Source organism: Vibrio neptunius (assembly GCF_000967495.1).
Classification (GTDB): Bacteria; Pseudomonadota; Gammaproteobacteria; order Enterobacterales; family Vibrionaceae; genus Vibrio; species Vibrio neptunius.
The window spans coordinates 12,055-30,358 of sequence record NZ_JXXU01000002.1; the positions used below are offsets into that span (position 1 = coordinate 12,055).

30 protein-coding genes are annotated in these 18,304 nt (G+C 47.6%); 7 read left to right on the forward strand and 23 right to left on the reverse strand.

All coding sequences use genetic code 11. The features are described from left to right. The first annotated feature begins 5 nt into the window (after window positions 1-5). Together TW84_RS01505 and TW84_RS01510 are read left to right on the forward strand one after the other, a co-directional pair. Entirely contained in the window at window positions 6-1,451 is a 1,446-nt protein-coding gene (locus tag TW84_RS01505) for a TrkH family potassium uptake protein (protein WP_045973922.1), read from the forward strand. 10 nt (window positions 1,452-1,461) lie between these two features. Continuing rightward, on the forward strand, window positions 1,462-2,061 hold the full coding sequence (locus TW84_RS01510) for a DUF3157 family protein (RefSeq protein WP_045973923.1): 600 nt from the start codon (window positions 1,462-1,464) through the stop codon (window positions 2,059-2,061). Here the strand turns inward: TW84_RS01510 and trhA are convergent. The 3 genes from trhA to TW84_RS24290 all read right to left on the reverse strand — a co-directional run bounded on the left by trhA (window position 2,058) and on the right by TW84_RS24290 (window position 4,093). Further along, on the reverse strand, window positions 2,058-2,711 hold the full coding sequence (gene trhA, locus TW84_RS01515) for a PAQR family membrane homeostasis protein TrhA (RefSeq protein ID WP_045973924.1): 654 nt from the start codon (window positions 2,709-2,711) through the stop codon (window positions 2,058-2,060). The two genes, TW84_RS01510 and trhA, sit on opposite strands and share 4 nt — an antisense overlap. 84 nt (window positions 2,712-2,795) lie before the next feature. Further along, window positions 2,796-3,593 carry a sporulation protein gene (locus TW84_RS01520; RefSeq protein ID WP_045973925.1) on the reverse strand — a complete coding sequence of 266 codons (798 nt, stop codon included), beginning with the start codon at window positions 3,591-3,593 and terminating at the stop codon, window positions 2,796-2,798. A gap of 305 nt (window positions 3,594-3,898) precedes the next feature. Further along, window positions 3,899-4,093 carry a hypothetical protein gene (locus TW84_RS24290; RefSeq protein ID WP_157633989.1) on the reverse strand — a complete coding sequence of 65 codons (195 nt, stop codon included), beginning with the start codon at window positions 4,091-4,093 and terminating at the stop codon, window positions 3,899-3,901. A gap of 105 nt (window positions 4,094-4,198) precedes the next feature. Here TW84_RS24290 and TW84_RS01530 point away from each other — a divergent pair, with 105 nt between their 5' ends. From TW84_RS01530 to TW84_RS01550, 5 genes are all read left to right on the forward strand, one after another. Then, complete coding sequence (locus TW84_RS01530; RefSeq protein ID WP_045973927.1) at window positions 4,199-4,465, forward strand: YihD family protein; 267 nt, start codon at window positions 4,199-4,201, stop codon at window positions 4,463-4,465. A gap of 251 nt (window positions 4,466-4,716) precedes the next feature. Further along, window positions 4,717-6,135 carry a cytochrome c oxidase accessory protein CcoG gene (gene ccoG / locus TW84_RS01535; RefSeq protein WP_045973928.1) on the forward strand — a complete coding sequence of 473 codons (1,419 nt, stop codon included), beginning with the start codon at window positions 4,717-4,719 and terminating at the stop codon, window positions 6,133-6,135. A 115-nt stretch (window positions 6,136-6,250) separates the two neighbouring features. Then, window positions 6,251-6,742, forward strand: a complete 492-nt coding sequence (locus TW84_RS01540; protein ID WP_052707871.1) for an SLATT domain-containing protein — start codon at window positions 6,251-6,253, stop codon at window positions 6,740-6,742. 10 nt (window positions 6,743-6,752) lie between these two features. Continuing rightward, the gene (locus TW84_RS01545) at window positions 6,753-7,889 is read left to right on the forward strand and encodes a nucleoid-associated protein (RefSeq protein WP_045973929.1); all 1,137 of its coding nucleotides are present in this window, start codon (window positions 6,753-6,755) and stop codon (window positions 7,887-7,889) included. Then, window positions 7,886-8,866, forward strand: a complete 981-nt coding sequence (locus tag TW84_RS01550) for a GTP pyrophosphokinase (RefSeq protein WP_045973930.1) — start codon at window positions 7,886-7,888, stop codon at window positions 8,864-8,866. The genes TW84_RS01545 and TW84_RS01550 overlap by 4 nt, the downstream gene beginning before the upstream one ends. Here TW84_RS01550 and TW84_RS25005 read toward each other — a convergent pair. The 20 genes from TW84_RS25005 to TW84_RS24810 form a co-directional block, all read right to left on the reverse strand. Then, window positions 8,835-9,029, reverse strand: coding sequence for a hypothetical protein (locus TW84_RS25005; RefSeq protein WP_045973931.1), 195 nt, complete (start codon window positions 9,027-9,029; stop codon window positions 8,835-8,837). The two genes, TW84_RS01550 and TW84_RS25005, sit on opposite strands and share 32 nt — an antisense overlap. Beyond that, window positions 9,029-9,250 (reverse strand): hypothetical protein, encoded by a 222-nt coding sequence (locus TW84_RS01560; protein ID WP_045973932.1) that lies wholly within the window; start codon window positions 9,248-9,250, stop codon window positions 9,029-9,031. The genes TW84_RS25005 and TW84_RS01560 overlap by 1 nt, the downstream gene beginning before the upstream one ends. Window positions 9,251-9,341: 91 nt before the next feature. After that, a complete protein-coding gene (locus TW84_RS01565) occupies window positions 9,342-9,761 on the reverse strand; it encodes a virion protein (protein ID WP_045973933.1) in 420 nt (139 codons plus the stop codon). Window positions 9,762-9,775: 14 nt separating this feature from the next. Beyond that, window positions 9,776-10,027 carry a phage tail assembly chaperone gene (locus TW84_RS01570; RefSeq protein ID WP_084720171.1) on the reverse strand — a complete coding sequence of 84 codons (252 nt, stop codon included), beginning with the start codon at window positions 10,025-10,027 and terminating at the stop codon, window positions 9,776-9,778. Between the two features lie 2 nt (window positions 10,028-10,029). Next, window positions 10,030-10,827, reverse strand: coding sequence for a hypothetical protein (locus TW84_RS01575; RefSeq protein ID WP_052707872.1), 798 nt, complete (start codon window positions 10,825-10,827; stop codon window positions 10,030-10,032). Beyond that, window positions 10,824-11,015 (reverse strand): hypothetical protein, encoded by a 192-nt coding sequence (locus TW84_RS01580; RefSeq protein WP_240478127.1) that lies wholly within the window; start codon window positions 11,013-11,015, stop codon window positions 10,824-10,826. Before TW84_RS01580 ends, TW84_RS01575 begins: the two co-directional genes overlap by 4 nt. A 7-nt stretch (window positions 11,016-11,022) precedes the next feature. Next, entirely contained in the window at window positions 11,023-11,619 is a 597-nt protein-coding gene (locus tag TW84_RS01585) for a hypothetical protein (protein WP_045973934.1), read from the reverse strand. Continuing rightward, complete coding sequence (locus TW84_RS01590; RefSeq protein ID WP_338061748.1) at window positions 11,616-12,068, reverse strand: hypothetical protein; 453 nt, start codon at window positions 12,066-12,068, stop codon at window positions 11,616-11,618. The genes TW84_RS01585 and TW84_RS01590 overlap by 4 nt, the downstream gene beginning before the upstream one ends. An 82-nt stretch (window positions 12,069-12,150) precedes the next feature. After that, window positions 12,151-12,582, reverse strand: coding sequence for a hypothetical protein (locus TW84_RS01595; protein WP_045973936.1), 432 nt, complete (start codon window positions 12,580-12,582; stop codon window positions 12,151-12,153). Then, window positions 12,564-12,773, reverse strand: a complete 210-nt coding sequence (locus tag TW84_RS01600) for a hypothetical protein (RefSeq protein WP_045973937.1) — start codon at window positions 12,771-12,773, stop codon at window positions 12,564-12,566. Before TW84_RS01600 ends, TW84_RS01595 begins: the two co-directional genes overlap by 19 nt. Further along, on the reverse strand, window positions 12,770-12,922 hold the full coding sequence (locus TW84_RS24805; protein ID WP_167336322.1) for a hypothetical protein: 153 nt from the start codon (window positions 12,920-12,922) through the stop codon (window positions 12,770-12,772). Before TW84_RS24805 ends, TW84_RS01600 begins: the two co-directional genes overlap by 4 nt. Before the next feature lie 9 nt (window positions 12,923-12,931). After that, window positions 12,932-13,207 carry a hypothetical protein gene (locus TW84_RS01605; protein WP_045973938.1) on the reverse strand — a complete coding sequence of 92 codons (276 nt, stop codon included), beginning with the start codon at window positions 13,205-13,207 and terminating at the stop codon, window positions 12,932-12,934. A 12-nt stretch (window positions 13,208-13,219) separates the two neighbouring features. Further along, window positions 13,220-14,029, reverse strand: coding sequence for a major capsid protein P2 (locus TW84_RS01610; protein WP_045973939.1), 810 nt, complete (start codon window positions 14,027-14,029; stop codon window positions 13,220-13,222). Between the two features lie 249 nt (window positions 14,030-14,278). Beyond that, window positions 14,279-14,938, reverse strand: coding sequence for an ATPase (locus TW84_RS01615; protein WP_045973940.1), 660 nt, complete (start codon window positions 14,936-14,938; stop codon window positions 14,279-14,281). Continuing rightward, window positions 14,939-15,124, reverse strand: coding sequence for a helix-turn-helix domain-containing protein (locus TW84_RS01620; protein WP_240478128.1), 186 nt, complete (start codon window positions 15,122-15,124; stop codon window positions 14,939-14,941). It abuts the gene before it with no gap. A gap of 10 nt (window positions 15,125-15,134) precedes the next feature. Beyond that, entirely contained in the window at window positions 15,135-15,611 is a 477-nt protein-coding gene (locus TW84_RS01625) for a hypothetical protein (protein WP_045973942.1), read from the reverse strand. Continuing rightward, window positions 15,612-15,989, reverse strand: a complete 378-nt coding sequence (locus TW84_RS01630) for a hypothetical protein (protein ID WP_045973943.1) — start codon at window positions 15,987-15,989, stop codon at window positions 15,612-15,614. Beyond that, a complete protein-coding gene (locus TW84_RS01635; protein ID WP_045973944.1) occupies window positions 15,989-16,168 on the reverse strand; it encodes a hypothetical protein in 180 nt (59 codons plus the stop codon). The genes TW84_RS01630 and TW84_RS01635 overlap by 1 nt, the downstream gene beginning before the upstream one ends. Window positions 16,169-16,182: 14 nt before the next feature. Continuing rightward, entirely contained in the window at window positions 16,183-18,123 is a 1,941-nt protein-coding gene (locus TW84_RS01640; protein WP_045973945.1) for a rolling circle replication-associated protein, read from the reverse strand. Then, window positions 18,120-18,296: a hypothetical protein gene (locus tag TW84_RS24810; RefSeq protein ID WP_167336323.1), complete on the reverse strand. Its 177-nt coding sequence runs from the start codon at window positions 18,294-18,296 to the stop codon at window positions 18,120-18,122. Before TW84_RS24810 ends, TW84_RS01640 begins: the two co-directional genes overlap by 4 nt. Between the last annotated feature and the right edge of the window lie 8 nt (window positions 18,297-18,304).

Below are 18,304 nucleotides of genomic sequence, written 5' to 3' on the forward strand. Positions count from 1 at the left end.
ACACTATGGTCAACTTACGTCCTGTACTGTTTGTCATCGGGCTGGTTCTATCGAAACTGGCCCTATTCATGTACGTGCCCACTCTGGTGGCTTTCTTTACAGGCACCTCTGGCTTTCTTGAATTTGGTCAGTCAGTGGTTATCACCCATCTTGCCGCCTTCGTCTGTCTGACTATCGGCCGCACTAAGCGTTTTAAGCTCAGTGCGAGGGATATGTTCCTTATTACCAGCCTCGTTTGGATGGTTGCCAGTGCCTTTGCAGCTCTGCCGTTTGTTTTCATTAACCACATCAGTTTTACCGATGCATACTTTGAAACCATGTCTGGCATTACCACAACAGGCTCAACCGTACTCAGCGGACTTGATGACATGGCCCCGAGCATCTTGCTGTGGCGTTCCATCTTGCAGTGGCTTGGTGGAATAGGCTTCATTGTCATGGCGGTCGCAGTGCTCCCAATGCTCAACGTCGGTGGTATGAAGCTATTCCATACAGAATCTTCTGACTGGTCAGATAAAAGCAGCCCACGCGCCAAGACCGTGGCAAAAAATATCATGTTGGTCTACCTGATCCTCACTGGATTGTGCATGATCGGCTACCTTCTGACGGGCATGAATTTATTCGAAGCCATTAACCACTCGTTCACCACTCTCTCGACAGGCGGCTATTCCACTTCAGATGGCTCAATGAACCACTTTTCTAACGGCTCTCATTGGGTAGCGACCCTGTTTATGTTCCTCGGTGGCCTACCCTTCTTACTGTTTGTAGCAGCAATACGCAAGCGACGGGTAGATGAGTTAATCAGTGACGCGCAGGTACGCGGTTTCACCTACCTGTTTCTTATCACCAGCCTGATCATTTCAGCTTGGTTAGTGATACGAGATGGCTACAGCGTCATGGACGCGCTACGGGTGTCGATGTTCAACATCGTCTCTGTCGTCACAACCACAGGGTTTGGTCTAGAAGACTTCACCGCATGGGGTGCACTGCCAACCACCTTGTTTGCCTTCTTAATGATGGCGGGAGCCTGTTCAGGATCAACCTCCGGCGGAATCAAAGTCTTCCGCTTTCAGATTGCGATGACGCTACTCAACAAACAAATGATGAAGCTTATTCACCCTTCTGGGGTATTTGTTCAGCGTTACAATCATAGACCGGTAAACGATGACATCGTACGCTCTGTGGTTGCGTTCGCATTAATGTTCTTTATCACGATTATTTTTATTGCTGGATGCTTAAGCGCATTGGGACTAGATCCTATTACCAGCATTTCCGGGTCTATCACCGCCGTGGCCAACGTTGGTCCTGGCATGGGTGCAGTGATTGGGCCGACGGGTAACTTTGCCCCATTACCAGATACCGCTAAGTGGCTTCTCAGCTTCGGCATGCTGATGGGGCGACTCGAAATCCTCACCTTATTGGTGCTATTTTTCCCGGCTTTCTGGAAACGTTAAGGATATAACAATGAACAAACTTATCGGACTTTTTACCTTGCTAACCAGTTCATTGGTGTTTGCCAGCCAAACTGTCACTCTCGAAGATGGTCGCCAAGTTCAGCTTAATGACGACTTCACTTGGCAATATGTAGTGCCAGTGGAAACAACCAAGACCAATGAAATAGCAGCAGTTAAAGATACCGTTCAGCCAGCCGCCACCATTCCAATTAAGAAGCCTAAAGTGGCGACCATTCCGCTGATCGAGAAAGCCGTAGGAACCATAGCTACTGTCGGCAGCGATCGCGCAACCATGCAACTGTCTGACTCAGGTGTGGAAGTGTTATTAGGCGCAGTAAGCTATGAAAATGGTCAGCTGATAATTCCAACTTCAGTCACGAACCAAAGCAGCCAATCAGTGATTTTAGTGGAAATCGAAATTCAGGTCTCGACGACCTCTGGAGACGTGCTGAGCAAAAAGTCAGTCAAAGTGTGGCAATCCATCAAGCGCATGGCCGACACGTATCTACGCCCTCAACAAGTAGAACAGGGTAAAACGATTGAACTGGCGATTGATAAAGCTGAGCAGTATTTAGTAACCGCCAAAGTCGTTAATCTCGCAACACGTTAGATCGGCTCGACATAGAGATAAATCGCTAGAAAATGACAGGCGCATCCTGCTAAAACAAAGCCATGCCAAATGGCGTGGTTAAATGGGATGCGCTTAGCGACATAGAAAATCACGCCCAGTGAATAGATCACTCCTCCCGCAGCCAGCAAAGTTAACCCTCCAACATCCAGATTCAACGCCAGTTGGTAAATGACCACCAGCGATAGCCAACCCATCAATAAGTAGGTCACAAGCGAAAGCTTTTTAAAGCGATAGACAAATGCCAATTTCATGATGATGCCGACCAGAGCGATGCTCCAGATGACGATCATCAAACCAATCGCCAAAGGCGTTCTGAGGCTAACGAGCAAAAATGGTGTATAGCTGCCAGCAATCAGCAAATAAATCGCACAATGATCAAACGTTTTAAGCGCCCGCTTGGCTTTCTGGTAAGGAATCGCGTGATACAAAGTGGAAGCAAGAAACAGCACGATCATGCTGCCACCGTAGATGCTCATACTGGTAATAGTCAGAGCATCTGCATTGTGATCAACAGCTTTGATCAGCAGCAACACCAAGCCCACAATACCAAGTACCATACCGATACCGTGGGTCAGTGTATTGGCGATTTCTTCTTTGACGCTGTAAGGCGCAGTGTGATTGGTCGACATAACAAGCCATACTCTGGTGGAATATTTACTCCAAAGTATGGCATACTCAGCTTACACTTGTAAGCCCAAAAAGTTAACTTTACGTTAAGAGTGACTGTCGAGATACTCCAAAACTTGCTGACCAGCTTGATCTGCCGGGGTCTCAACAGAGATGGTCATCTGGCGTTTTAACTGCCCGCTTCCTAGCAAGCTCGCCAGCATTCCTCTTGCACCTTCACGATGACGATCAATTTCAAACCACATCTGTAATTGATCATCGCTGCGGTACGCCACAATTTCCAGTTCACGCCAGCGACCATGAAAAGGCCCTGTGGTCGGTACAAATTCAAACTCCTGAACAAACGGCAATTCAAACCCTTCGACAGCTTCACACTCAACTTGGCGGATACGCAAACCCTGCTCTTCCAAAGCAGTAAAAATACCATCTAACAAAGGATCTGGGCGTACCGTAAGAATATCAGTGTCACTAGGATCCTTAGCCAAAGCGATATTCAGCCCTGTTTCCAACCACACTTTAGATTCGCCAATGGTGACTGGGGTATTCCATGGCACATCCAACTCCACTTCAAAATCACGCGTTTCACCAGGCTCAATGGTAAATGCATACGGCAAGGTCCAATGAGCTAAGGTATAACTGGTCGGCATCCGGCGCATATGACCGCTGTTATGCCTATCTCTATCTTGATTGGCTGGTACTTCTTTGATGTAGCGGCAATAAAGCTTCATCTCAATATTATCAATTTCCTGAGCCGTCGAACCGCCATAGACATGAATCGTCACATTGACCTTTTCACCTGGGTACAGCACTTCCTGCTGCAGAACGGAATCGACTTTTGCAGAACCGATACCAAAACTCGCGAGGGTTTTTTTAAAAAACGACATACACACCTCCTTGGTAAAGCGCAGCCATCAATATAATCACACAGTATCATACTAATCCGCACACTTGTCTCACTGCTACTACGCCTCTCACATAATTGTAGTGAGAGGGAACAAATACGATCGATTAGATATCGATCAATTGATCGGATGATGCTAATCTGATCTCTGATATGCATATTTCATATCATTATTCCTGATTAGCTATTTGGATTGGCGTGAGCCAGAAGAGCCATGCTTCAGTAATGAGGCGCAACTCATGGCTAATCAGGCCAGAAGTTCGGCAATGGATGTGCCTGACAGTTAGGTTAATCAATGCGCCCAACAGCAGTCAGGTGTACGTCGCACACAAACCGTGCGATGCGTCGTCGTGGTGGCTTTGTCACTACTCCAGCGGCAACAAAACTCGCGCCCGGAATGACTTTAGTGGAAAAGACGGCTTTAATAGCGTCAGCTTCAGCCAAAGTCACTAAGGCGGCATAGGCAAAAAGCGCAGTCTCCACTGCGCTTTTTCTTTTCTCACTCTCCTCACCTCTGAGCCCATAGTATTGGCCTGCCTGATTTGATACCTTAGCCACATACCAACATAGAAAGTGTGGAGAAAGCCGATGAAGTGCCATCGTATTGAAGAGCTAATCGAACTACTCGAGCCTGAATGGCAAAAAGACCAGCACATGAACCTGCTACAGTTTATTGTCAAGCTAACACAAGAGGCTGGTTACCAAGGTCAACTTGAAGATCTCACCGACGATGTGCTTATCTACCATCTCAAAATGCGCAATAGCAATAAAGATGAAATGATTCCGGGGTTGAAAAAAGATCAGGAAGACGATTTTAAAACCGCGATCCTTCGGGCTCGAGGCATCATCGAGTGATCAGGCTGAAGCCAGAGCGACCACAAGGTCGCTTTTTTTATATCCAAATCATTTAAGTGAGTAAAACTGTTAGGCATTTTTTTTATAAAACTGTACTGATCTTTGTTGTTAAAGGTTGATAGTCTTAAAGAAATAAAAAAATGATTGCGTATATAATCGCTGTCCATAAGAAAATACTAAAATATTAAAGAGCACAGTCGATAGAGCGGGATCGCTAAGAAATCTCGCCTTTAGCCCAAGAAGGAAGCGTAATGAGTCAGGACAAAATTGAGATCAAAGACGTGACTCCAAAAACCTTTAATCCCAAGACGCACAAAAACACTGGGGACAGGTTTAACCCGAGCAACCGCATCTACGTGCGTGAAAGTAAGGGCACATTTCAGCAGTTACGTCGATATGGAGGCTGGTTGCTACTGGTTCTCTTCGCTATGGTGCCTTGGATTCCTTACGGGGAACGTCAAGCGGTGCTATTGGACCTTGGTCATCAGCAGTTTAACTTCTTTGGTACCACACTTTACCCACAAGATCTGACCTTGCTGGCATTGCTGTTCATGATTTCTGCTTTCGGTCTGTTCTTTCTCACCACCTTCTTAGGTCGCGTGTGGTGTGGCTATTTGTGTCCACAAACCGTCTGGACCTTCATGTACATCTGGTTTGAAGAGAAACTGGAAGGCAGCGCCAACAAACGCCGCAAACAAGACTCAGGCAAGCTGACCGCTAACCTTGCAATGCGTAAAGGGCTAAAGCACCTTGCGTGGTGGGTCATTGCACTCGCAACAGGTTTCACCTTTACTGGGTACTTTGTCCCAGTGAAAGATCTTGTACTTGGTTTCTTCACCCTCAACGCGGATTTCTGGCCTGTGTTCTGGGTGCTATTCTTTGCAGGCTGTACCTACGCGAATGCAGGCTGGATGCGCTCGATTATGTGTGTCCACATGTGTCCGTATGCACGCTTCCAGTCAGCCATGTTTGATAAAGATACCTTCATCGTTGGCTACGATACAAAACGGGGCGAATCTCGTGGTGCTCGCTCACGTAAAGCAGATCCAAAGGCGCTGGGGTTAGGTGACTGTATCGACTGTAACCTATGTGTGCAGGTATGCCCAACTGGCATCGATATTCGCGATGGTCTGCAATATGAGTGTATTAACTGTGGCGCCTGTATTGATGCCTGTGACAATACTATGGATAGGATGGGCTATGAAAAAGGCCTGATCAGCTATACTACAGAGCATCGTTTATCAGGCAAAAATACTAAAGTCATGCGCCCTAAACTACTTGGCTATGGCGCAGTATTGCTAATCATGATAGGCCTGTTCTTCGCTCAAGTCGCGGCCGTTGATCCAGCCGGCCTTAGCGTACTGCGTGATCGTAATCAGTTATTCCGCATGAACAGCTCCGGCGAAGTGGAAAATACTTACACTTTGAAAATCATCAACAAAACTCAACAAAACCAAGAATATAAATTGGATGTGTTAGGGCTCACTGATGTTTCTTGGTACGGCAAACAAACCGTCAACGTTGCACCGGGCGAAGTGTACAATCTGCCAATGAGCTTAGGTGTCAATCCAGATAATCTCCGCTCTCCTGTTGCGACAATTCAGTTTATACTGTCCGATAGCGAAGACTTTACGATTGAAGTAGAAAGCCGCTTTATTAAAAAGCTTTAGCGGCTACCTCTACCTAAAATATGGAAAAGGGCTCAGCAATGAGCCTTTCTGAAAAATATAAACATTTAAAATTCAATAACTTAAAAAACAGCTTCCCACATATTGACCACAAAATATGAACCAAAGTAATCAAACACCTACAGTATCTTTCTTAATACAAGAAATTGACAAAAGTATTAAAGTTCTCAAACCCAAAGTGAAAAAACAAAAAAATCGTGCCAGCTTATTTACAGGCCTTTCAGTCGCTTTGGGGGCACTCGTAACCCTGACCCTAGGCATTGATGCCACTGGCTGGGAAGCGACCCAAAAAAACAGCGCGTTGATACTTGGAGCACTATTAACAATCGTAAATGGATGGACAGCTGTTTTTGATCACAAAAAGCTATGGATAAGACAAAAATCTACTCTACTCGACCTTTATCACCTCAAAAATCAAGTTAACTATATTGTAGCGACAAGCGGACAAGCGGAAAGTGAAGCAGTTGACGAAATATTCGAGCAATATCAGGACATCTGGGAGCGAGATGGTAATGAGTGGAGAAGCATCATCTATAAAACAGCCTCAAAAAAACAACCAGAAATGCCAAATGTAAAGGATCAACAATAGGGATATGTAAATGCATTTACCAAATTTAAAGATTAGTAAGCTAGCAATTCACCAAATTTTTCAACGTGATGTTGATGGCAATAAAATTTCCCCAAGAAAAAGTACAGACCTGATCCGGTTTGACGCTAATGCAAAAGAAACTTTTAGACAAAGGGTTATTGGTGCACTTGGCAGCAAATCTAAAGCTGTAAATATGGTAATTGTAAATCAAGGTGCAAGAGATGTGGCTTCTCTTGTAGAAAAACTCAAAGACGCAGATGAACATCAATTTTTAGATATATCGTACGAAATTGCTGACAAATTAGCTGATGCACAAACTAAGCGACAATTACCCGGAGGAATCGTCGTTGTATTTCAAGGAGTTTTCGGCTCATCGGCCAACGCAAAACAAATCATAGGCATAATGAAAGCGGAAATTCACAGTGCGTACGAGAAGACTGAAGATGAATTGACCAGAGAGATATCTTTAAAATATGTAGAGGAAGCGCTTCTTACGCCATCCACTAAACTCTTTAAGACCGCTGGTTTCGTTGAAATACTCACAAATAATGATGATAACGATGATAACGATGATAACGATGATAACGATAATGCAAGCACAAGCGATCTAAATCGCTCTTGGGAAGTTCATATCTCAGACTCTCAAATATCCCAAACAGATGGAAAAGCAGCAGCGCAGTATTTTTACGCTGACTTCCTTGGTTGCGGGTATCCAGAGTCTAGTGCTCGAATTACTAAAAATTTCTATGACTCAACTTGTCTTTTTATAGATAAATTAGAAGTAAGTGCAGAAAAAAAGAATGACCTCAGAAACGCTCTAGTGTCATACCTTAAGTTAGAGAACAATGAGACGGTCAGTTGCACTGAGTTTGGAGAACGTTACTTCGATGCAGATACACGAGATAACTTTAGCGATTTCCTAGAATCGAAAGGTCTACCTGACTCAGCATTTACTAAAGATACACAGCATATTGCTAGTAAACTTAAGATGCGAAAGCTATCATTCAGCAAGAATATTAAGCTAACAGCTCCTTCAGAATCTTTTAAAGAACTCGTTAAATTTGAAACGGTCGACGACGACGGCCAAGGCAACACTGTAAACTGGACTAAGATTCTAGTTAAAGATCGCATAATCACTCAAGAATGAATCAAACAGACTTCCTGACTCAATGGCACGAAGAAAAGCCTATGTATAGTGCATGGGGGGAATTCGTAACGTCCGAAATCCGTTCACAACTTGAGTCAGAAGGTCATGACCTGTCCTCTTATCTGAAACAGCCAGTTTATCCAAGGGTAAAGAGCGATGAATCACTTATAGACAAAGCATTTTATCGCCCTGAAAAAAGCTATGATGACCCTTACAATGATATCGAAGATAAAGTGGGCGCTCGTTTTGTTGTTCTTCTCTTAGATCAAATTGAGGAAATTTCCCGAATAATTAAAAGCTCTCAAGATTGGATGTTCAAAGAATGCCGTCACTTTGAAAATGAGAGAAATAGAGATCCACTTTTATTTACATATCAATCTGTTCACTATGTTGTCAGAGCATCTCAAACCTTTGAATATAAAGGTATAACCATTTCTAAAGATACACCTTGTGAGATTCAAGTTAGAACATTGCTGCAGCATGCATACGCAGAATTAACCCACGATGCTATATATAAAGCCAAAAGAGTAGTTGAACCCAAAGTTCACCGTACAGTTGCTAAAAGTATGGCCCTTATAGAAACGACTGACGATTTCTTCGCTAACGTAAATAACAGCTTGAATAATGGTGCAATTGAAGAGTTTTGCGTGAAAGACTCTTTAGACAAACTTTACACTCAATTCGTTGGAAGAGAAGCAATGCCAATGCAAAAGTCTGCGTTAGTTGTACTAGACGAGTTTGAAGATTTAGTTGATGAAGAGTTTGCCTCAAAAGTCGAACGCCTATTAATACAAAAACCATTCATTATTGACGCTATTCAAGCAAAAGATACTGATCCTTTTTTCCAGCAAAGCATAGCTATTTTTGTAAGCTGGTTAGTTGTAAAAAAGACCAGTAGATTAAGCACTGGCTGGCCCCTTGATAGAAAAATAATACAAAGTTTAGCTACTGATCTGAGCGTATCACTCGATCATTAAACTCATACTTAATGTATACGCCCTCTAGCCTAGTTAACCTCTCATCCATCTTTTCCATCATAAGACGCAACCACTTCACATCCGTTTTCAGGGTAACGCCAACCCCAACTCCGCTGGATAGGGCGCTGACAACAGCCACTATTAACGTTTGATACTCCTGCATTAGCAGAACTCATTGCGGAAGGTTTCCCATAACCCCATCGCCACAGGTATGGCCGTGCCGATGATACCGCCGTATTGCATTCCTTCCGCCGTGATACTCGCGGTGATCAGTTCAGGGTGACCAGTAGCCAGAGCGACACCTGCACCCAGCAAGGCGATACCCTTTTTCGTGGACGGCTGGTCTAAGTCGATATTCAATGTGTTTTTCAGTAGTGCTTTCATAACAAGTTATTCCTTTTCAAAGTTCGAATGGCATAGGCGGCCAGTACGCCGCCTATGACCGTGATGGTAATTTTCTTGACGTCTGCTTTGCTCATGCCATGGCAACCCCTTCCCGCGCCATGTTGATGCCGTAATAGTTGCCGACTTCCTTACGACTCATCGCATGCAGTAGCTTCGCCATCTGCTCTTGGTTGGTCACATCAACATGCTGGTTGGCCCCAATGCCTGACCACTGACTGACATGTTTGACGTAAAGGTCCGTATCGTTTTCGCTTGGCGGTGCAAAGCGGTGAATCATTTGGGTGAGTGTCTTGTACCCTTGGCGCTCATAACTTCGAAGGATGCGCGCCGCAGCGCGGAAGCCATAAACAGGGTGTGTGAACTCTTCAAATGACTTGTCGATATCAAGGGCGCTTTCCCCCTTCCATTCGGTGCGGTCACCCTCAGATTCGCGGATATTGAGCGGGTTATTATTGCGAACGCCGCGCGGCAGTGATGATCGGTAAGCCATATAGACCAATCCTCCTATAACGATGATTGAGGCAATGACGGTTTTTGAGGCCATATCACTTCATCCGGATTGCTAAAAGTTTGCGGGATATCCCGCAGTGCTTGACGGTATTGGCGATACACCACATCATCCGCCCCCATGTCGGTCACGGTATTGATGAGCGTATCGGCCCCTTTCAGTTTGGCGTCACGAATCGCTCGAACTTCCGTCCAGCGAGTTTCGATCACCAGTTGGTTTTCTGTAACGCCTTGAGTAATCATTTCCATACTTATCGACTCCAATGCACAGCATTTTTGTTGTAAAGGTTGGCAGGTGGTCGGCCACGGTTCGAAGCGTATTCACCATGAAGATAAAAGGCACGGGTTGCACCTGCGTAATAGCGGGTATCCATTTTCAGTGTTAAACGGGCGGTGCCTCGGTCATACCCTTGCCCAATGTCACGCAAGCTAATAGGAATGCGATGGCCTTCCATATCCCGAGTGATATGCACTTCTCGGTTACCGCTCGGCTGAGAGATAAAAAGACAGAGACCACCCACTTCAGTGGTCTTTTTCACCTCCAGAAAGCCGGATACCGAGTCCAGAGAGCTTGATCCTGTAAACACAAAATGGTCCACATAGTTGCTGCTGTTCATTCCTCGGTGAGTTTGATAAAACTCCACTTTGAACGTGTCCGAATGAATCCCAAAACCACCACTGGCGACAAACTCAATCAGGTTGAAATAACTGACCGGAAGCGTTGGGTCCTTCACATTGGGATAGGCAGGGTCTTTGTTGGCGCCTGCTTGGTAGCCTCCATCCGCAACATAGTGTTGAATGTCGTAAACGTATTTATCGCCGACTCGATACACATTGTGCCCATTAATCACCTGCATAAATGGTGCGGTCGCTTGATTCACTCGGCTTTCATAACTGGCCACTTTCTCTGCAAAGCCTCGCTCATGCTCTTCGAACTGACGATCGAACTGCGTTTGCATGGCACTGATTGCACCGCCTTTTATCGCATCCAGTAGGCTTCGCCCTTCTGTTACTAACTGGCCGATGGCGGCAAAATTGCTGTCACTCATAAAGTATTTTCTCTCTGTTCATCGGTACTTGAACCCAGTGCGAGGCGCTGAAGCGACACCAGCGCGGCACTCAATGCCACCTGATTGCTGTATACACCGCGCATCATTTCCAATGCGTCGACCTGCTCAGGTTGCAAGTTGTTAAGGTGTTCCGTCAGCGGGTCAATGGCTTTCACCCGCCTTGGCATAAAGCTGCTAATTGTGCACCTCCAACACGGCCAGCTTGAGAGGGCCGCTTCCATTGTTAAACGCCCAGAGTTCAGCGCCCCCTGTCAATGTCATTCCCGCAGGGTTTTGCCTATCACCCATCACAGACAGCCCATTGACCGACGAGACATCCTGACCGCCCAACATGGCTTCACACTCATTCGCACTGATGTTCTGAATGATGATTTCTCGCCGACTGGCTGAGGCTTGGCAAAGACGCACCCGCTTGCCTTGGTCAATGGTGAGGTGCGCGGGCGTGGTAAAGCTCTGCGCGCTGACTTCACGGGTATCGACCACCGAACGCACCTCAGTGACCGCCATGGCGTCTGCCACTTTGAGGTTCACTGGCGGCGTAGTTTCAATGTCGTGCTCAGTTAACTGGTACACGACGTTGATTGGTGTCGTGCGCGGATTACTCAGCTCCAGCTCGTTAAACTCTTGAATATTGAGTCGGTCGCCTGCATCGATACGGGTACGCTCGCGGTTATCGCTCTGCACATAGAAATGGTCTTGCGCTTCACGAACGATAAGCCAGCGATAGCGAGTCACGCTGATACGTTTTATTTCGCCTGGCTGTAAAATCATGCGCTCCCCCTGACTGCAACGGCGATACCGCCAATGGTCATGACAATCAGGACGCCATAAACGATTTTGGTCATTTCTGGCGCGTTGCCTGTCTGCTCATGCGCTTTGGCTTTATCCGCCATCGCGATAGCGGTTCGGGCGTTTTCACTCGATTTCGCCGCCATGCTTTTTACTGCATCAATGGCCCCCTTAGACGTGTTTTCCATCTTGTCGAGGGATTCTCGGCTTATGCTCATGGCGTTTTTCATGGACTCCTCACCAAAGGAAAACGACTTGCTGAGTGACTCCCCGCCCATTTTGAGCGCTTCGTGCACCGCGTTCTCATTGGACTTGAGCGCGTCTCGGCCAAAGTCCAAAGAAGACTCCGCCATGTTAGAGGCGGCTTTCACCGCACCATGGTCAGTGGCGGTGACGTTGACCGTCGAGCCATTGACCCCACTCAGTAACACCCCAAGGTTGTCGCCGCTGACGGCGTTCGTGCCGCTGACGTTGGTGGTCTGAGTGGTATTACTGCTGCTACTGCTGCCGCCTTTACCCATGCGAACCTCCAAGGTCTAACAGATAACGGCGCTCGGTCTGACTCACTTGCTTGTCCAGCTCAAAGCCAAAGCCCGATAAAATGCGCCCCATGCCTTTGCGATACGTGTGATAGGTAATCGACTGATACCCCATCGCTTCGCATCGCTCGATAATGAGCGGCGCGGCCTGATGCAGCCCTTTCCCCGCCATGGCGTTGATGTGGTAAGCGTCACCAGTGACACGCCCCACAAAGCGAAGTAATACCCCTTTTGACTTGATGAGGTACATCGACGCCTGACCGTTTTTGACTCGCTCCACCATTTCGAGCCATTCCGCCTTGGCACTGCCCGAACCATTGAACGCGGGTTTCAGTGCGTTTAGGTGGTAAGCCAAGTCTTTACGCTTGGCCTCCAGATACGTCATGGTTAGCGCTTGATGAGCCATAACACCGCCCCCGTTCCTAATACCAACCAAGGCAACCAAGACGACGGACCGCCGCCAAAGTTAATCGCCCCGTTGCGAATGCCACCTATTGAGGTGCGCGCCGTAGCGGTGGCAGGCCCTGCCATTCCACCGCTTGCGTTAATCGGCATCTGACCGCTGTTTGTCAGACCACCACCAAAAGTTGGGATCATTTAGCCCCCTGTAACGCTTGATAAGCCAGATAACCACCGCCCGCTAGCGCGCCCAGTTTGAGGAGTTTGGTCGCGCCAGAGCCCGACCAAAAACCCGCACCAAACCCAACGCCACCCGCAGCCAAAGGAATAAGTACAGCTAATGGCATTACTCCCCCTTAACGGCTCTTAGCCAATATCAACAGGCCACCCACCACCGTGAGGCCAAGAAGACCGCCACCCACATAGAGCAGGGTTTTATCCGGCCTTGTCTCTTGCTGTGGTGTGGTCTTGGTATTGCCATAGTTATCCGCTTCCTGTGACACCTGCTTTTGCGTATTTGGGTTCACGGTCTGCGTGGGTGTCGTCGCGTGAGTCACGAGGTTGCCGAACCCTTCTCCCACCGAATCCAGCATGCCGCTGCCAAAGTTGCTCAGGTCATCGAAAAATGACATATCACCCCCTGTTTACTCTTGGCCAACAAGGTCCGGACGCACCACTTTCACTGATTCGACAATGATTGGAATTGAGCCGCAGGGCTCCGAAGTCTTGACCGTGAATTTGAGCTCATGCTGATGCACGGTTGGCATAAGCTCATCGAGGTAGTAGCCGCGTACAATCGGGTCAAAATGGAAATAGCCCGACTGCCAAAAACGGCGGTTTCGCTTGGCGCGCATCGTATCGACGGCCTTGGTCGATTCGTACTCACGGATGTAGTCGCGTGAGACTTCCAAGGTGTGGATTTTGTCGCTGACAAAGTGCATGCGGCGAACGTGCAACAGCGGGCCAGAATTCAAATCCAAGAATTCGTTTTCCGTGGCCGTAGCTTGCATGGTTTGCTTTTTGATTTGCGGCACCACCACACGCGCTGGCTGCGCGGGCGATACGGAGGCATGACCTTTAAGCTGCACATCGGGAGCACCATTAGCCGCAGGGGCAATTTCCACTTCCAGCAGAATGTTGTCGCCTTTCTCTGTCACCAGAGAGGTGTAACGCATGCCGTTTTTGGTTTTGGCCGTGATGTCAGCCAGTGGGATGTGATAGAAACCGTCCGCCGATGGCATGCCTTTGTAGGCTTCCAGCATCTTCATCAGCTTGCCATCAAGCACCACAATTTCATCACCGTTTAGGGTGATGGTGACGCGCGTGATTTGCTCAGGCAGCAGATTGGTTTCAAGGAAAATCTCTTCGTAGGTTGGCCCCGTTGGAATGACCAAAGAGGCTTTCTCATCGTAGCCTGCACCAGTGAAAGAGTTCAGCTTCATTACAGAAATCATTGCACTGCCCCTTAACCGATTTGGTCTTCAACAGCATCAACGTTGTTGGATGCCCAAACCACACCCGCTGCAACCAGAGCCGCAACGCCAGCAATAACCATTAGTTTCTTTGGTGTAAAACCTGCCATGTATAACCTTTAATAAAAAACCGCCCAACATTAGGCGGTCTTCACTAAAGCACTGGATTGCCAATCGATACCTAATACCGATTGTGAATGTATTGGGAATAAATGGGCTTTGGGTCACAAATCACCAGCGTATTGCCCCTTTTTTGAACTGCTTACCATCTTGCAGCAGGTACTCAAGCGGGTTGAGTTGGTCAATATCATTGGCGGGAATGCCTGTCATTTTTTCCAAATAGGTAGCGCTGGCTTTGGTCTTTTGCATCATCACACAGGCTCGCTGACAGTTATCGATGATCGTCTTTGAGACTTCCTGACCACGCTGAAAAAGGTTGATAGTGTGCAAGTTAAACTTACGCCCTAAACGCAATATTTTTCCATGATAGCCCGTGGCCTTGCCTGCGTTCTCGCTGTGCTCGGCCACTTCTTCACAAATGATTTTCAAAGCCTTAGCGTGTTTGCCGTTGCCCTGACTCCATACGACTTTGCAAAAGAGATCGAAGTCTTTGGGTGTGGTTTCATGTGTCGGTTGGTAGGCAATCTTAAAACCCTGCTTGGTCTTGCGTCCGGCCATCAAGGCCGATGCGAACTCTTTGAGGTTGGAATAGCTTCGTACTACTCGCCCTGCCAGCTTACCTGTGTAATCGCCAACAGGGTCAAAAATGGCGACTTGGTCCGTCGCCTTGATAAAGAGCTTTTTGGCGGCAGAGGTTTTACCACTGCCACTCATTCCAACCGCAAACACATGCCCGTTCTTAAGGGCATTATTGGCATTAATCGGCTGCATTTAATTCACCTCCACCGCAGGAGCGAGCAGACCAAGAGACAAAAGCACCTCAACAGGCACCGCTTGCTTTCCCTTTTCCCAACGTGAAAAAGTAGCCTGAGTAACCGGAATCTTATGCTTCTTAATAAAATCAGCCTGTTTTAAGCCAGATTCTTTACGGCAATACTTAAGCAACAATGCTGTCATTGGGTGTGGTCTATTGAGCCTCACTTCGTGCCTCCGTTGCCTCCGGTTCATTTTCTATTTGCTGCACCTCTTTGGCCCTATCAAAATCTTTAAGGGCTTTGATTTGGCTAAAGGAGGTAAAGCCCAATGCACCCGCCGCGACCACAAAAGCAAACTCTTCCTTGTAAGCCGCCAGCCATGGCGGAAGCTCCCCGCCGTATTTCACAAACAAGGGAGCCGCAGCACTTGCTACCCCTTTGGCTTGCTCTTCATCAAAAGCAAAATCTTGGTGAGCGAACTGTTTTAATAACTGTTCGGTTACGCCAAGGGCCATCATGGCGGACGCTTCACCCGCTGCCAGTTTAGCGGCCTCGGCGTCCACTTTGGCCGTGACGGTACTCGGGTCAAAATCTTCCCCGTCCAGCTCTGCCAACAACGCTTTTTCTTCCACTTCGCTATGCACCTCTTCGATGCTTTCCAGTTGTTCGATTTCCATTTGATTTTCCATTTATGCCACCGCTTTTAAGACTTTAAACACACCACCAAACACGAGCCCAATCATTGCCCCCGTACCGACACATTGAGCAGTGCTGATTGGCTTTGATTGGGTTTCGGATTGACTTTCCTGATTGGGATTCGATTCCCTTTGATTCACTACCGGAGCCACCTCCGGTTTTGGCGCGGCTAACGCCTCGATTTCTGCTTCCACTTCTTCCAGTGATTTATAAGCGTTCATTTCCGCTTGCATGGCTGCACCCGTTCGGGTATCCGGCCCACATTGACAGCGGCCATGGACAAAGGCTTTGCGCTTGCCTTTTCCCTGCTTAATGGCTTTGGGTGTTTTGCAGGTATGGCAAACCACATAGCCTAAGATTTCGTTTTCCATTAGTGTCCCTCCTGCTCTAAGGCGCTGAGCCTTGTATTAAAGGCTTTAAATAGCCAAATGGTTTTGGTTAGCCATGGCTTGATAAAGCCAAACCCCATCGGCGGTTTATAGGCTTGCGATTCCGAATCCATTTCGTTTAACAGTCTTGTGGTTTCGGCTTGTAGTGTTTTTTCTTCCATAGTTCTTTCTCGTTTTAATGAATTTGATAGTGCTCTAGGTCACTTAGGCTCTTGTTGCGTAATTCGTGGTATACATCTTCTGGCATCACAGGGGGTAGCTCTTGCTCTAGCTGGCTCTTCCAGTTGGCTTGCTTGAGTTGCCAAGCATTGAAGGCACGTTGATAGCGTTCTTTGGCTTCAAGGCGAATATCATCCAGATATAGATCATCTGTATTCATGCTCCAACCGCGCGCACCCGCTGCCCACTCTAAAAAGTCATTGGCTTTTTGCTCGAAGTCGTCACCCTCAAAACTGATAGAGAATTGATTATCTGAACTGGCGAAAACACCACGACTGTTTAATCGCTCTTTTTCCGCTTGGATTTCGCTATCAAGCTGATTAATGAGTTTGTTTAACTTGACCACCGCGCTGACTTGTCGGGTCTTTTTGTTGATATCGACCGCTTTCTTTGCCTCGGCTTTTTTGGCTTGCTTGCGAGCAATAGCGCGCTTGATTGGGGCTTTCCACTGCTCCAAGCGATAACCGCACTCTTTGATGATTCCAGTCATGTTGTGCACATCGAAACTGGCGAGCGCTTCCCATTGCGGGGCGCGGCTACATCGAGCAATGTTGTAGCGATTGCCTTTAATCATGCCTTGGTCAGCGTTGCCGCCTTTCGCCGCGTAGCCCACCGCCTTAATCAGATAACCCGCTGCCGCCTCTTTGTATTTGATGCGCTCAAGATGCGCCAAACCGTGACCCCATAGACGCTCAATACGTTTCGCCCATGCTTGGAAATGTTCAGGCTCCACTTGCCAGTTCAATAGGATGTGTACGTGAGGGTTTGGTTGCCCGTGCTCATTAGTCGGACACTCAGCGACCCAGATATAGTGAAAATCCGCTTTAGCACGAGCGGGACCCACTAGCTCTACCTTGCTTTTTCGCCCCATCAGTGGCGCGGCTTTGTAGTGACCCGCCACCTTGACCTCATCCCCCTCAAAGGCAAGATTTGTCTGACCAGACAGGAGGCTTTGCTTGTAGCTAAAGCCACGGTGATACATACGCTTTGCCGCATCCAGAAAACGCGACACCTCGTTGCCAATCGTGATTTGCAGCGGGGAATACGCGGCCATATCGTCCGACAGTGGTGAGAACTCGCAGCCCTCCGAGGTTAAGTGGACATTTGAATCAGTAGCAAACAGCTTAGCGCGCTGAAAGTCATCAAACGTGAGGGTCAAAAAAGTGGTGAAACCACCTCGACATGCTGCCACGTAAGCGCCTGATTCAAATATCTTCTTAACAGCATTCTGATTGAGTTGATGAGTGTAACGCTCGCCCGTTTTAGCCTCGGGCGCATCACTTGGGCTTGGGTGGTAAGTCACTTGCAATTTGACTTGCTTTGACCACTCGCGTTTGAGCAGGTAAGCACGGCTCATGCCCTTACTTGGCAGGTAATCCAAGCGCTTGCGCTCAGCATCACGCACCCATCCGGTCGGTATGGTGCTTTGTTCAACTCCATAGACTTGCGGATCAACGTAAAAGCTTTTTGTCTTGGTGCGTGGTTTGAGGCGGCGTGAGCGGGTAATAAAGCGCTCTATGTGCTTGCGGTTTCCATGTCGGACTTTGCCGCCCTTTGACAAGCCTAGTGTCTCCACGGCTCCGCCGTGCGCTCCGCGCCTAGGGTTGGTGAAATATTCAGGAGTAATTAAAGTCAGCTTCCCATCCTGAACCAACTGCCAAATTTCCGCAGATTCTTTGGTGTTGTGAAAGTGAACTTGCTCCGCCGCACGAACTTTATTTAACTCACTTTCTAACCAATCCGTTTTTTGAGTACTAAAAAAACCGCTCTCGATAGCGGCTATATTTTTCTCAGTTGTGGTGACGTCTTGCGCTAAAGCGGTCACATAGCCCACATCTTGTGGGCTAAGGATATTAGTAATCTCTCGCTCAGCTTGCGGTTCGTAAAGATGGTTCACGCTAAAAACTCTTTGTGTTTAATGGCTTGAAGTCGTGCGGCTTTCTTAAACTCAGCCTGACCTTTGCGGCTAAAGCGGTAATCTTTTCCGCCCTTTGAGTGTGAGCGGTATCCGTTCGGAAACCACTTTGCCTTGATGTCATTTAGGGTTTTAAGTCCTTGTTCGGTTGGCATAAGTCCCC

Bases quoted from the DNA above. Each gene is read 5' to 3' on its own strand.
- TW84_RS01505 (WP_045973922.1), top strand. From the start codon at position 6: ATGGTCAACTTACGTCCTGTACTGTTTGTCATCGGGCTGGTTCTATCG.
- TW84_RS01510 (WP_045973923.1), top strand. From the start codon at position 1,462: ATGAACAAACTTATCGGACTTTTTACCTTGCTAACCAGTTCATTGGTG.
- trhA (WP_045973924.1), bottom strand. From the start codon at position 2,711: ATGTCGACCAATCACACTGCGCCTTACAGCGTCAAAGAAGAAATCGCC.
- TW84_RS01520 (WP_045973925.1), bottom strand. From the start codon at position 3,593: ATGTCGTTTTTTAAAAAAACCCTCGCGAGTTTTGGTATCGGTTCTGCA.
- TW84_RS01530 (WP_045973927.1), top strand. From the start codon at position 4,199: ATGAAGTGCCATCGTATTGAAGAGCTAATCGAACTACTCGAGCCTGAA.
- ccoG (WP_045973928.1), top strand. From the start codon at position 4,717: ATGAGTCAGGACAAAATTGAGATCAAAGACGTGACTCCAAAAACCTTT.
- TW84_RS01540 (WP_052707871.1), top strand. From the start codon at position 6,251: ATGAACCAAAGTAATCAAACACCTACAGTATCTTTCTTAATACAAGAA.
- TW84_RS01545 (WP_045973929.1), top strand. From the start codon at position 6,753: ATGCATTTACCAAATTTAAAGATTAGTAAGCTAGCAATTCACCAAATT.
- TW84_RS01550 (WP_045973930.1), top strand. From the start codon at position 7,886: ATGAATCAAACAGACTTCCTGACTCAATGGCACGAAGAAAAGCCTATG.
- TW84_RS25005 (WP_045973931.1), bottom strand. From the start codon at position 9,029: ATGCAGGAGTATCAAACGTTAATAGTGGCTGTTGTCAGCGCCCTATCC.
- TW84_RS01560 (WP_045973932.1), bottom strand. From the start codon at position 9,250: ATGAAAGCACTACTGAAAAACACATTGAATATCGACTTAGACCAGCCG.
- TW84_RS01565 (WP_045973933.1), bottom strand. From the start codon at position 9,761: ATGGCTTACCGATCATCACTGCCGCGCGGCGTTCGCAATAATAACCCG.
- TW84_RS01570 (WP_084720171.1), bottom strand. From the start codon at position 10,027: ATGGAAATGATTACTCAAGGCGTTACAGAAAACCAACTGGTGATCGAA.
- TW84_RS01575 (WP_052707872.1), bottom strand. From the start codon at position 10,827: ATGAGTGACAGCAATTTTGCCGCCATCGGCCAGTTAGTAACAGAAGGG.
- TW84_RS01580 (WP_240478127.1), bottom strand. From the start codon at position 11,015: ATGCCAAGGCGGGTGAAAGCCATTGACCCGCTGACGGAACACCTTAAC.
- TW84_RS01585 (WP_045973934.1), bottom strand. From the start codon at position 11,619: ATGATTTTACAGCCAGGCGAAATAAAACGTATCAGCGTGACTCGCTAT.
- TW84_RS01595 (WP_045973936.1), bottom strand. From the start codon at position 12,582: ATGGCTCATCAAGCGCTAACCATGACGTATCTGGAGGCCAAGCGTAAA.
- TW84_RS01600 (WP_045973937.1), bottom strand. From the start codon at position 12,773: ATGATCCCAACTTTTGGTGGTGGTCTGACAAACAGCGGTCAGATGCCG.
- TW84_RS24805 (WP_167336322.1), bottom strand. From the start codon at position 12,922: ATGCCATTAGCTGTACTTATTCCTTTGGCTGCGGGTGGCGTTGGGTTT.
- TW84_RS01605 (WP_045973938.1), bottom strand. From the start codon at position 13,207: ATGTCATTTTTCGATGACCTGAGCAACTTTGGCAGCGGCATGCTGGAT.
- TW84_RS01610 (WP_045973939.1), bottom strand. From the start codon at position 14,029: ATGATTTCTGTAATGAAGCTGAACTCTTTCACTGGTGCAGGCTACGAT.
- TW84_RS01615 (WP_045973940.1), bottom strand. From the start codon at position 14,938: ATGCAGCCGATTAATGCCAATAATGCCCTTAAGAACGGGCATGTGTTT.
- TW84_RS01620 (WP_240478128.1), bottom strand. From the start codon at position 15,124: ATGACAGCATTGTTGCTTAAGTATTGCCGTAAAGAATCTGGCTTAAAA.
- TW84_RS01625 (WP_045973942.1), bottom strand. From the start codon at position 15,611: ATGGAAAATCAAATGGAAATCGAACAACTGGAAAGCATCGAAGAGGTG.
- TW84_RS01630 (WP_045973943.1), bottom strand. From the start codon at position 15,989: ATGGAAAACGAAATCTTAGGCTATGTGGTTTGCCATACCTGCAAAACA.
- TW84_RS01635 (WP_045973944.1), bottom strand. From the start codon at position 16,168: ATGGAAGAAAAAACACTACAAGCCGAAACCACAAGACTGTTAAACGAA.
- TW84_RS24810 (WP_167336323.1), bottom strand. From the start codon at position 18,296: ATGCCAACCGAACAAGGACTTAAAACCCTAAATGACATCAAGGCAAAG.